The 11,972-nt window shown below is 62.4% G+C and carries 9 protein-coding genes and 1 pseudogene; 7 read left to right on the plus strand and 3 right to left on the minus strand.

Annotation, left to right across the window (positions count from 1 at the left end; translation table 11 throughout):
- From HUV01_RS06275 to HUV01_RS06305, 7 genes and pseudogenes are all read left to right on the plus strand, one after another.
- Positions 1–331, plus strand: a 331-nt coding sequence (locus tag HUV01_RS06275) for a hypothetical protein (protein WP_174297449.1), incomplete at its 5' end; no start/stop codon positions are given.
- 192 nt (positions 332–523) lie between these two features.
- Positions 524–1,216, plus strand: coding sequence for a hypothetical protein (locus HUV01_RS06280; protein ID WP_174297448.1), 693 nt, complete (start codon positions 524–526; stop codon positions 1,214–1,216).
- A 575-nt stretch (positions 1,217–1,791) separates the two neighbouring features.
- A complete protein-coding gene (locus HUV01_RS06285; RefSeq protein WP_174297450.1) occupies positions 1,792–3,021 on the plus strand; it encodes an SAM-dependent methyltransferase in 1,230 nt (409 codons plus the stop codon).
- A 69-nt stretch (positions 3,022–3,090) separates the two neighbouring features.
- Entirely contained in the window at positions 3,091–4,407 is a 1,317-nt protein-coding gene (locus tag HUV01_RS06290) for an HlyD family secretion protein (RefSeq protein WP_174297451.1), read from the plus strand.
- On the plus strand, positions 4,407–6,572 hold the full coding sequence (locus tag HUV01_RS06295; RefSeq protein WP_174297452.1) for a peptidase domain-containing ABC transporter: 2,166 nt from the start codon (positions 4,407–4,409) through the stop codon (positions 6,570–6,572). The genes HUV01_RS06290 and HUV01_RS06295 overlap by 1 nt, the downstream gene beginning before the upstream one ends.
- A 288-nt stretch (positions 6,573–6,860) precedes the next feature.
- A pseudogene (locus HUV01_RS15310) lies at positions 6,861–7,139 on the plus strand (LPD7 domain-containing protein); the annotation flags it as partial.
- A 408-nt stretch (positions 7,140–7,547) separates the two neighbouring features.
- Positions 7,548–8,375, plus strand: coding sequence for a hypothetical protein (locus tag HUV01_RS06305; RefSeq protein WP_174297453.1), 828 nt, complete (start codon positions 7,548–7,550; stop codon positions 8,373–8,375).
- An 85-nt stretch (positions 8,376–8,460) separates the two neighbouring features.
- Here the strand turns inward: HUV01_RS06305 and HUV01_RS06310 are convergent, their stop codons facing one another.
- From HUV01_RS06310 to HUV01_RS06320, 3 genes are all read right to left on the minus strand, one after another.
- The gene (locus tag HUV01_RS06310; protein WP_174297454.1) at positions 8,461–9,351 is read right to left on the minus strand and encodes a nucleotidyl transferase AbiEii/AbiGii toxin family protein; all 891 of its coding nucleotides are present in this window, start codon (positions 9,349–9,351) and stop codon (positions 8,461–8,463) included.
- On the minus strand, positions 9,344–10,219 hold the full coding sequence (locus HUV01_RS06315; protein ID WP_174297455.1) for a hypothetical protein: 876 nt from the start codon (positions 10,217–10,219) through the stop codon (positions 9,344–9,346). Before HUV01_RS06315 ends, HUV01_RS06310 begins: the two co-directional genes overlap by 8 nt.
- A gap of 330 nt (positions 10,220–10,549) precedes the next feature.
- Complete coding sequence (locus HUV01_RS06320; protein WP_174297456.1) at positions 10,550–11,722, minus strand: endonuclease NucS domain-containing protein; 1,173 nt, start codon at positions 11,720–11,722, stop codon at positions 10,550–10,552.
- Between the last annotated feature and the right edge of the window lie 250 nt (positions 11,723–11,972).

Genomic DNA, 11,972 nt, shown 5'->3' on the forward strand with positions numbered 1-11,972 from the left:
TCCCGGTCAGCAACTTCATGCCACCAGAATCATCCGCGATTCCACCCAGTTCCTTCACTCTGCCAAAGTAGTGCTAGTCAGCCCGAACGATGACATGACCTGCGGCGACGATGGTTGGCGGCCCTATTTCGCGGGGGACGCGCCCTCTCCCTACAACTTGGTGCCGCTCCGTCATGCGCTGGGGTTCGAGCGGTTTGTCGCAGCCGCTATGGACCTCGCCGGCTCGTTGACACCCGGTGCCGCCGAAAATGGTTCTCACGTCGCCGAGTTCATCGCCCGCCACGGCCGAGGGATCAGCCAAGGCACGCCAGATCTTCCCGTGGGGGACTGACAGAGAGCGGCCGGTTCCAAGATCAGACGGCCAGATCCTGGCGCCGGCGCCAGACGAACGGTTCGATTCTTATGACGAACACTAAGACACCGCGGTCGAATTGTCATTGCTATTGACCTATGTAGTTCGGACGGGTGCTAGACGGCCCAGTGGAGAGGCTCGACCTGCAACCGGCTGAAAACGGAGGGTTGTATGCGCGAATTGACTTCCGAGGAGCTCGCTTTCATCGCCGGCGGCCGCAGCGACATGGCGGCCGCGGACGAGGGCGGCGGTGACATCGTCGTGATTGGCGGCGGCGGTGGAGGCGGAGGAGGTGGCGGCGGCGGCCCATTCTTTCCGCCGGGGGGCGGCGGTGGCGGCGGCAATCCAGGAGGGGGCGGTGGTGGTGGTGGCGGTGGTGGCCATGCCCATACCACTCACGCAGGTACGACCTACCACTACAGCGCGAACCTTTCCCAGACGCAGATCGACACGGTCGACGCCATCGTCGATTACGGAGTCGCTCACAACAAGACGGCCGGCGAGATCCAGATCGCCGTCAACCAGGCGTTCTACGAGTCCTCGCTCGGAACCATCACGAGCAATCCGTCGAACTCGAGCGTCAGCGGACTCTACCAGTATGACGCGAACACCTGGCATGACCTGGGACACGACGGACTGAGCCGATCCTCCTCGACTGATCAGATCGCCGCCTTCTACGACGACATGGTCCGATATCAGGGCAGGTATACCGTCGGGCAAGCCGATGGCTCCATTCCGAGCACCCTGAGCTTCAGCAGCTACATGGAAATCAAGCATCATCTCGGCAACAGCAACACGAGTTGGGACAGTCCGGTCGTCGGAGACTATAACGCGAAATCGAGCTCGTTAGGCTTCGGGCAGTGAAGGTCGTCGCTCCGTGGCGGCTATCAACGCGAATGACTGCGGCGGCCATATCGCTGGCGGCCGTAGCGACATCGGCCTCCGCCGCGGAATGCCCAGTCAGCCGGGCTCGGTACGCTGACCCGACGGGAACAGTGACTGCGACGTTCAAAGCGATTGGCCGCCGCGCGGGGTGGCCGACCGACGTGGCCTTTTCCGTCCAGCTGCGCGGTCGGCCAAAGCACTGGTTCGTGTTCGATCGCGGGGCAAGCAGGCATCTGACGCTAATCTCTACGACGGACGTCGACGCTAAAGGGTGGGCTCCCCCTTCGCCGGACGGCGGCCCTCGTCCTCTCGGCGACATGACTTATCTGGCCGCCACATCGAGCTTCGCCAGCATTCCGGATCTCCCAACCTCCGGCGGCAGCGCTCCGGCGCTGATCGCGCTTCCGGACCTCGCCGAGCTTCTCGCAAGGCGTACGTCACCGCCGGAGAACACCGACGTCGCATTTCTGAAGCTAGCAGGCTGCCGACGCTAAAGCAGGGGGCGGCCGGTAACCTCCCTGTCCGAAAACCGATCCTCGAAAGGCGCGAGCATGTTGAACGCTGATATCCTGCCGAACGATGCCGGCACCATGGACCGCGGAACGACCCGCGACGAGATGACAGCCCGCTGGAGCTCCTTGGCCAAGGACATCGCGGCCTCCGGCGGCTCTCCTTCCGCTGACGACGTTTTCCGCAAAGGCCGGCTCGTGGTCATCGGATCGGGTCTTTCCCACATCGACCTCCTCGGGGACGCGGAAGACGAGATCCGACAGGCCGATCATGTCTTTCACTGCACCAACGACCGGGTCACCCAAGTCTGGCTCGGGAAGCTGCGGCCCGACGCTTTCGACCTGCGCATCCTCTACGACGACGGCCTGCCTCGCCACCACACCTACATCCGGATGGTCGAGGCGATCGCCCACTTCGTCCGCCAGGGCAAGCGCGTCACCGCGATATTCTACGGTCATCCAGGAGTGTTCGCCACGCCGGCTCATCGCGCGATAGCCATTCTGCGCGCGGAAGGCCATGACGCCAAAATGCGGCCCGGCATTTCCGCGCTCGACTACCTCGTCGCCGACCTCGGCTTCGATCCGGCACTCCCAGGACTACTGAGCTACGAGGCCACCGACATGTTGCTGAACCGGCGGTGCATTGATCCCAGCCTGCACGTAGTGATCTGGCAGGTGGGGGTCGTAGGCGAGTTCGCGTTCAACCCACGCGGTTTCGAGAACCGTGGCTTCGACCTTCTCCTCGACGTTCTGGCCGAGATCTACGGCGAAGACTGGGAAATCGCGCACTACATCGCCCCGCAATACGTCGGGGTGGAGCCCTTGATCGAGACGATGGCGCTTTCGGACCTGCGAGACGTCGAGAAGAGGAAGAACATCTCTTCGCTGTCGACCTTCTACATCCCCCCAAAGATGGCGGTCGCAATGGACAAGGAGCGCGCCGTGGAACTCGGACTACTCGTGGCGGACCAGGCCGAGCCCTCGCCGCAGCGCGACTTCGTCAACCGATCCTACGGCGAGTATGAGATGGATGCCATCCGTTCATTGGCGGCGTTTTCGGTGCCGCCCTACTACTACGTCGAGCAGCCTTCCCCGGCCGCCGATTTCATGCTGGCCGTGAGCAACGACGCCGAACTGCGTGAACGCTACGTGCGCGATCCGGCGGCGGTTCTGTCGGCGCCCGAATTCGACAAGCTCAACGACCGCGCCCGGCGGCTTCTCACGATACATCACCCGCTCGCGATCGGAGCGGCATTGTCCGAGCCGCCGCTCTAGCCGCGCCACCCCACGTCGCTTCACGAGCGATCGTCGCCATCCAGGGCGGCATCCGAGACGGGAGCCGAGATGACAGAGACTTCAATTTCCGAACCACTCGCTCTGGATGCCGTCGCCGGAGGCTATGCGGTCGGCTCCGACGTGCCTCCTCTCTTCAGACCCGAGGCGCTGGCGGCCGCCGCGGACCGAGGCTTCGGCCAGCCCGTCGCTCTGTTCCCCATCAGCTGGAGCTTGCTGACCGGCATACTCGCGGTCATGGCAACCGCGTTCGTCGCCTTGCTTCTCGTCGGAAGCTACACCCGCAAGGAGAGCGCGGCAGGGATCGTCCGATCGGTCGGCGGCGACGTCCGCGTCGCGCCGTCCGCCCCGGGGGTCATCGACAAGGTCCTGGTGCGGGAGGGAGAGCCCGTCCACGCCGGTCAGACCCTTGCCACGATCACTACCGCCAGGAGTTCCCTCGACGGGCGACCGGCCGACCGGGCCGCGATCGCCTCGCTCGATCTCGAGCTCGCCAACCTCGGACAAAGACTGGCGTCGCTCGACGCCGCGGCCGAAGTCAATCGTTCCGCAGGCCCCGAGCGCCTCGCGGCTCTGAAGAACGAGCTGATCACCTCGCAGGCTCAGGAAGCCTCCAGCCGCGAGCGGCTTAGCCTCGCACGCGCAGCGCGCACAAAGGTCATGCCGGTGGCGGAACGTGGTTTCATCTCGGAGGAGTCGATGCGCCGTCGGCTCGACGAAATTATCTCCCTCCAGCAGTCGGTGGAGGAGGCGCAGGGCGCGCAGGCACGCCTGAAGGGTCAGATCAGCGATTTGCGGAGCACCATAGCGCAGCAGCCCATGACGCTGACCCAGGAGCGGGGCCAAGTGCTCGACCTGATGGCGAGGGCCAGACGGGACCGTTTGGAATATTCCGAGCGACAGGGCTACGCGCTCGTGGCGGCCACCTCTGGAAAAGCTACAGCCGTTCAGGCCGTGCAAGGGCAACAGGTCGATCCGCAGTCGACCTTGATGACCATAAGCGCCTCGAAGCCGGGCGTGCTCGCGGAGATATTCGTCCCGTCCAGGGCGATCGGCTTCCTCGAGCCCGGGCAGAAGGTCAGGGTGCGATACGACGCCTTTCCCTACCAGCGCTTCGGCAGCGCCGTCGGAAGGGTGCAGGCGATATCCGCCGGCGTCCTGAAGCCGCAGGAAGTGGACGCGGCGATCAAGGTCGACGAGGCGGTATACCGCGTGCTGATCCGATTGAATGGCGACACCGTGTCCGCCTACGGGACGAAGCATCGCATCAAGCCGGGCTTCGCCCTCACCGCCGACGTCGTCATCGAGGAGCGATCGTTCGGCCGATGGCTGCTCGACCCCATCGCCTCGCTGAAGGGCAACCTTTGATGCCAGTGATCAACCTCTCCGGACGCCGAACGCTGCCGCTCGTCCGGCAGGCGGAGGCGGCCGAATGCGGTCTCGCCTGTCTCGCGATGATCTCCGCGTATCACGGCCGCGACGTCGACCTCTCGACAATCAGGCGGCGCTTTTCACTATCGATGAAGGGGATGACCCTCCGGACGCTCGTGGACGTGGCAAGCGCGACGGGCTTCAGCGCGCGTCCCGTCCGCTGCGAGCCGGCCGAACTCAAGGAGCTGCGGCTCCCGGCCATCCTGCACTGGGGAACCAACCATTACGTCGTGCTGGAGAAAGTGACGCGCAGGCGGGTCCGTATAAGCGATCCGGCCGACGGACGTCTCGAGTTCCCCATGGCGGCGGTCGATTCAATGTTCACCGGGGTGGCGCTCGAGCTGACCCCCAACGGCGATTTCCAACGGGTCCGCGAGAGGAGTCCGCTCAAGCTGAGCTCGCTCATGTCGCTGAGCAACGGCGTGGCGCGCGCGCTCGGACAGACCGTGATCCTCTCGCTGTTTGTCGAGGCGATGTTCCTGATATCGCCCTTCTACCTCCAGTTCGTCATCGACCAGGCGCTTCTGAAATCGGACGACGGACTGCTGAAGGTCCTCGCGCTGTCCTTTGCACTGGTCCTGATCTTCCGGGTCGTGGCGGGCGCGCTGCGCGGCCTCACGACCCAATACGTCTCCAGCGTCGTGGCGCTCGAGATGAAGGGCCGGGTCTTCAACCATCTGGTCCGACTTCCACTGGAATGGTTTCAAAAGCGGCAGGTGGGGGACGTGCAGAGCCGGTTCTGGGCGGTGCGAGCGATCCAGACCTTCGTTTCACAGGGAGCGCTGACGGGCGTGCTCGACGGCTTGCTCGGCAGCCTAGTGCTCGTCCTGATGCTGTTCTACTCGCCCGTCCTCACCGCGCTGGTGCTCGGCTCGATCGTCGCCTACATCTGCGTACGGGCCGCGACCTTCCAGCTGACCAAGCGCTTCGCGGCGGACTCGATCATCACCGACGCGCGCGAGCAGACCAAGTTCCTGGAGACGCTGCGAGCGGCGCAGACCGTGAAGGCCGCGGGGTCGGAGAACATCCGCGAGACACAATACAGGAATGCTGCGGCGGCGTCGGTCAATGCCCAGGTCCGGGCCGGCAACATCAATATCGGCTGTACCGCGACGGAACAGCTGCTCAACGGACTGACCGACATCCTCGTCGTTTACCTGGGCGCGCGAAGCGTGATGGCCGGCAACCTGACGATTGGCATGCTGACCGCGTTCCTGGCTTACAAGGGACAATTCGTCACCCGCGTGACGAACATGGTCGAGCAGGGCTTCGCGTGGCGCCTGCTCGATCTGCAGTTGGAGCGCCTCGCCGACGTGGTCCTCACGCCGAAAGAGGCGAGGATCGACAGCGGCGGCTACGAGGGCGAGGTGAAGGGAGCCGTCGCGTGTTCCAACCTCAGTTTCCGATACGCCTTCGGCGAAACGTTCGTGCTGGCCGGCGCGTCGCTCTCGATCGCGCCGGGCGAGTGCGTCGCAATCGTCGGACCTTCCGGGTGTGGAAAGTCTACGCTCGCAAAGCTGATGGTCGGCCTCTATTCCCCCACGGGTGGCCAGGTATCCGTGGACGGGCGCCCGCTGACGCACTGGAGCAACCGGGCGCTGCGTTCGCAGATAAGCTACATCTCGCAAGACGACATGCTGCTTGCCGGCTCCATAGCGGAGAACGTCTCGTCTTTCGCCGACCGGATCGACATGGATCTCGTGAAGCAGTGCGCGACGATCGCCCAGGTTCACGATGAGGTCGAAGCGATGCCGATGGGCTACGAAAGCCTTGTCGGCGACCTCGGATCGACACTTTCGGGTGGTCAGAAGCAGCGGCTGCTGATCGCTCGGGCGCTTTATCGGCGGCCCAAGGTGCTAGTCTTGGACGAGGCCACCGCCCATCTCGATGTGGCGAACGAGAAGGCGATCGCGGAAGCACTCTCCCAACTGACGATGACGCGTATAGTAGTCGCGCACCGTCCCGAAACGATCGCGCGGGCAGATCGAGTGATGATCATTCGTCCTGATGGAAAATGCATACCGCTCCGGACAGGCGCGCAGGAAGAACAGCCTGAAAACGACCGAAATTCGAATGCTCCGATTGCCGTTACAATCAGTTAGTTTCAACCGTAGTTAGACAATTTATCGACGGCAAGTTGAATGGATGAGGTTAAGGTGCTGTCTGGGCTATCGCTCTGACGAACAATCGAACTGAATCAACGTCAGCGTCGGGGAACGTCGTTCCCACTAGCGGTTACGGCCACGTCCTAGCGCAAAACGGCCGACACGGTTTCGAACTGTTGCACAAGCCCTATTCGATCGAGCAACTGTCACGTGTACTGCGCAAGGCCGTATCATGGAATCTAGAGCCAATTACTTAGTCCTGAGCGACGCCTTGCCGGCACCGACGACGCGCAGGCGCTGGCGACCGGGATCCTGCTCGCCCGGGAGAAGTTCGGGCGCACCCTCGCGCTGACCGGCAGCGATGCATTCAAACAGGACGCGGTCAGGATTATGGCCGAGCGCGGCATGGACGTGGTGCTGGATGATCCCGCGCTCGAGCAGCAGCGTCAGGCCGCGGTGGCCGTAATTCGGGAACAGCGTCTGGCGGCAGCGCGGCCTCAGCCGGTGCCGGAGCGGATGATACCGGAGCGGGAGCTGTCGAGGGACCGGGAGATTGGCAGGTAACGCGCGCGAAGCGCGCAGTTACCTGTATCGGTCGCAACAGGATGCGAACTTTCGCCACTTTCCTGCATTCGGACGCTCTGGCACGTTTGGCCGATGTATGGCTGGAGCAACCATCGTGTCGCGCTTGCTGACCTGATCGCATTCGCGTGGTCAGCGCCCATGCGTGAGCTCGCGGCACAAGTGAATCTGTCAGACGTAGGTCTCAAGAAGCTGCTGCGCTCACATGGCGTATCGGGTCCGCCGCAAGGCCATTGGAACCGGGTGCATGCAGGACGGCCAGTGCAGGCATCACCTGCGGCGCCAGCCCGGGGACCTGGGCAACGACCTTACATCCACGTGGACCGTCGGCTCGCATATCTGCCTGAAGCGCCCCTCCCGTCATCGGCTGGACCTTTTACATCCGCCAAGGTGCCCGAGGATTTGGAGGAGCTGCGCGCGCGGGAGCTGAAGGCGGTCGGTCGACCGGCATCTGCGGCAAAGATCACAACCCCACATCCGGCGATCCGGACATTGTTGACGCGTGACGAGAAGGAGCGAACAAAGGCGGCCGAGATCCGGTGGCACACGGCCAACGTTCTTTGTGACAGTCCGTTCGAGAAGCGGCGTTTCCGCATCCTCAACGCCGTGTTTCTGACGCTAAGCCGCAGAGGCCATGAGGCGGCATCCGATCGGCAGGATAATCATACGGGATTCTCCGTCATCATCGGTGACACGAGCGTTGCGGTGAACCTCGATGAGGCGAGCAGAAAAGCCGCCGCCTACAATCGTTACAACGCGCCTCGACCCGATCCGAAGCGTCCGGCCTCCGTGAAACTCAGGCTCACCGCAGGAGCTGCATCCTGGCAGGATGACGAGGCTGGAACGCTGGAGGCCAGGATCGCCGAAATTTCGGCTGGGCTGATTGTTGAGGGTGAGAGAGCCTACCGGGAGCATTTACGTCAGCTGGAAGAGCAGGCGGAACGTCAGCGCATCGAGGCGGAAAAGTGGCGCCAGGAGCGTCTGCGAAAAGCCAATGCCGACCGGGTTGTGGCATTGGTCGAGAGCGATCGTCTGCTGGCGGAAGCGGAGAACCTGCGGAACCTGATCGCCCGCGTGGGCATGGCCGTCATGGACGGCCGGCTGGACCTTTCGACGGATCAGCTTGCTGAATGGCGGACGTGGGCCGATCAGGAAGCCGACAAGCTGGATCCGGTGGTTTCGGGGCAAGTTCGAGCGCACCTGCTGCCGCCACCTTGAGACTGAGAGCATGGTTCCTACGCCAAAATAGTTCCCAGCCGCTCAGTCTGACAGCTGGATACCTCGTGTCGAGAATTGAGGCTGTTTAGACCCAAGGAAGGGAGCGGTAAAATACGTTGACGCTTTCGAAGCAGCGATCGAAATCTGGCAATTCTTCAAGTTCTAGGCCGAGCGTATTCCAGTCCTTTTTGGCGCGATCCCTAACCTCAGGCTGACCAAGAGCATCGCGATCCGGATCAATACCACGTGCGCGACACTTGGCGTAGAGCAAGGCGAGGAGATTAGCTTGCTCAGTTTCATCGAGCGAAAACCTCTCGAGTAACGATGCGATATCGTACACATCTTGACGACGATTCCGGTTACGCTTGGGCTGCTGTAGCAGCGCTCGTAATTTCTCTGCGATTAGGTCAAGTAGCGAATAGGCACGGATCGCCACCCCCTGGCCGAGCTGAACAATTTGGATAGCATTGACCGGCTCACGAAATGCTATGTCGACGTCGAGCACGTCCGACGCAGTGCCAGTCCGGAAAAGCCGCTCTTGTGGTGTATCTCGTCGCGCATAGCCGACTCGTAGCGCCAGCAGGGGACCGTTTGCTTTAGCAAACATTTTGGCGCTGGGCTCGTAGCGCGATGACTGGACGTTACACATTAAATCAGGATAGCCAAGCTTAGCCGCCGCCCTAGGAAAAGCTGCATTGAGCGCTGTTTTAAGCGCTTCGGCCATCTCCTTGCTCGGCTCGCTTATCGCGGTGAAGTCAACATCGCCGGTTTGACGGGGGCTTTGATACACAACACCCATCAAAATTCCCCCCTTGAGGAAGATTTGATGGGCGAATGGTTCGGTTATCGCTAGAGCTGTCAGAAAGATCTCAGTGACCTGTCGTTCGAGATAAGCCTGCGGATCGCTCCGTGCTTTCTCGATCCATGCACTAATATTGACGGTGATTTGCGCTTCGGCCTCGATACCCTCAGACATTGAGCGACAGCATCCATTTTTCTGAGAATTTCGGCGCAAATGACTTGCCTGGGTCGAGGACGCGGCTTGAGCCGCGCTGCGCAAAGCGCACCCACCCTGCAATCCGATCATCCCTGATACCGATATACTCCTCAAGTATGAAACCCGCTCGAACCTTCCAGATCGGCTTCTCTGCACGCTCCATGCGCTCGATAATTTCCTCGCAATAAGTTGGGCCATGTTCCGTCCAGATGTCGAGAACATGCGACATCCCCCCGCACCGGTCGGGACTGTCGAGCGTGTCGAGAAAGGTCTGCCCGACCGTGGCGATCCGCGACAGGCTACCCTTAATCGCGATCTGGTCGCCAGCGAACTTTGTCGTGTCGATCGCAACTGGTCGGCCGCGCACGGTTCCGGGATGAGTCACCGCCTTGGCTGGCTCGATATCGGCCTCGGGATCTCCGAGGCTATCTCCATAATCGTGCTCCATTTGCTCGCGGACGAGTTGACGCCGTAAATCCGGGGTCGGCTCAACGAGGAAGAGGCTCTCAGGACGCCTATTAGAGAGGCCGTACCGCTGAAGGGCAGACAGATGGGCGATGTGGCAGAATGGATCGACTGAGCAAACAACATCCTCGGCCGGTGCATCAGGCCGATCAACGATTCTCCAGTGGGAGCTATAATCGCTGTCCTGCCGGATGATGCCTTCACTCCGCAGCAGGCTGCGCGTCCGCCGGAAAACGTCACGATTGGGCGTTACGCCCCGAAGATATTTGGCGCTGCCGGACCGATAGATGCCCCAGAGTTCGCGAAAGATATCATAGTTGGAGAGAACGGGTTTTGGCTGGCGGAGCAGCGCGCGCGCCAGGGTTTCGGCGAGCTGCGTCATTCGCTTGCGCTGCTGGAAGGGCCGTAGCCGCTCTGCCATTCACCTAGCGCCCTATATGCTATGTCCTAAGGACATAGCATATAGGGCGCTGCAGCAAAGTCAAGAAACTGGCTCGCCGGCCAGATGCGACGTTGACCTTGCGCTACGTACTTGATATCATCTGTCCTCAGGACAGATGATATCAAGTACGATAGGAAGTCGGTTTATCGCTGCTAGTGAGCGCAAACGGTGTCGCTCCGGAAACTGTCCCGCCTCGTTGATGCAAGAATGAGGCAACGCCAGGCGTTGGCGCCCGGCGTTGCCCCGACTGACTGAAGTAAAAAGCTCTACCTATTGCCATTGCCGACGCAGGAGGGTCTTGAGGTCCTCCACCATCCGGTCCTGATCGAAGCCGATCGCCGCCCGCGGCCGATCGGGGGGCTGGAAGTGGACTGGTGGGCGCTCGCCGCTGTTGAAGCCGTGCGAGTAGGTCATGCTGTTGGGGCTGGCGTCCTGCTCTCGCTGCGTACGCCATGCGCCCATGCCGGCGTCGGCCAAGGAAGCCACCACGACGATGCGCGAGAGGCGGTGAACGGCGTCGATCTTCTCGAGGAGCCAGGTTGCGTAGCCCAGGGCCCGATCGAGCGCGGCGGAGACGTTCTCGTCGATGATCGCGGGCATGTGGCCGCCGCCACGTTTCGCCGGAATGCTCAGCCGGACCGAACCGCGCTCGTCCAGAACGACGGCGGCGCCGTTGTCCTGCCCGAGCAGCAGGATGCCATCGCGAACGGCAGCGGAGGATCCGCGTGCGTGATCGAAGATGGCATGTTCTCCGAACGTAGCGGCCTGGAGCAACTCACGCCCGAAGTCCGGGCGCTCGATCTCGACCGGCCGCAGGATCGGCTGAGCCGGTCCCCAATGACGGCCAGGTGGAGAAGGGGGCCGCCTGCCCGGATCATGTTGCGCTGTTCTCTCGGGATCAGCGCCGTGGCCCGAGCGAGCATCTCGGTCGCGTCGACCGGCGCCGCGGCGTTCGCCAGCTCGAACCGGTGGATGTCGCGGGTGATCGCATCCCGGAGAGCATCCGGTGTCCGAAAGCCCTGCCGGATACTGGAGCTTCTGGTCGATTTCGCTACCAATAATGTAGCCTCGAACCGGCGTCCCTTGTGGCGCGTAATTCCTTGTCACCCAGCCCATATACCGGCAGATCTGGCCGAAGACCTTGTCGGAAGCGCGGATCTTCTTGAGCTCGATCACGACGAGGTCGCCATTCGCCGCCCTAGCGAAAAGGTCCATGGTGCCGACGGTCGTTGGCTGCTGTCGTCCCTGTCCTTCAAGGACCAGTCCCGGCTCGATAGCGTCCAAGTTCTGCGCCAGGTGGTTCTCGAGATCGCGTTCGAGGAAGGCACTTCGTTCGAACTCTTCAATCGTCCTACCACCTCGTGCCGCGGCCGGAAGTCGCCGGAAGGCCTCGACAGCGCGGTCGAATTGGGAGGTGTCGAGATAGTGATCGACCGCCTCCACTAGGTCCTGGGTGACGTCGGAGGCTCCATAGGCTGCAATGCAGTCCGCGACTGACGCATAGGAGATCCACTCGGCGCCATCCGCGTGATCCTGTACACGCGCGCGGATCTCGTCGCGTCGTCTCCTAATCAGCCTAACGCCGACGCGACCTCTGCCGTCGGTGACCCGCGTGAGTGCAGCGCGACAATCAGGATGCGAGCGCAGCGACAATCAGGATGAGAATCGCGAGGGGGTGCGGCGGCGCAGGGCG

Source organism: Sphingomonas bacterium (assembly GCF_903643035.1).
GTDB lineage: Bacteria > Pseudomonadota > Alphaproteobacteria > Sphingomonadales > Sphingomonadaceae > Sphingomonas.

What these genes read in the sequence shown, in the direction of transcription:
- HUV01_RS06280 (WP_174297448.1), top strand. Translation starts at nt 524, where the DNA reads ATGCGCGAATTGACTTCCGAGGAGCTCGCTTTCATCGCCGGCGGCCGC.
- HUV01_RS06310 (WP_174297454.1), bottom strand. Translation starts at nt 9,351, where the DNA reads ATGTCTGAGGGTATCGAGGCCGAAGCGCAAATCACCGTCAATATTAGT.
- HUV01_RS06315 (WP_174297455.1), bottom strand. Translation starts at nt 10,219, where the DNA reads ATGACGCAGCTCGCCGAAACCCTGGCGCGCGCGCTGCTCCGCCAGCCA.
- HUV01_RS06295 (WP_174297452.1), top strand. Translation starts at nt 4,407, where the DNA reads ATGCCAGTGATCAACCTCTCCGGACGCCGAACGCTGCCGCTCGTCCGG.
- HUV01_RS06290 (WP_174297451.1), top strand. Translation starts at nt 3,091, where the DNA reads ATGACAGAGACTTCAATTTCCGAACCACTCGCTCTGGATGCCGTCGCC.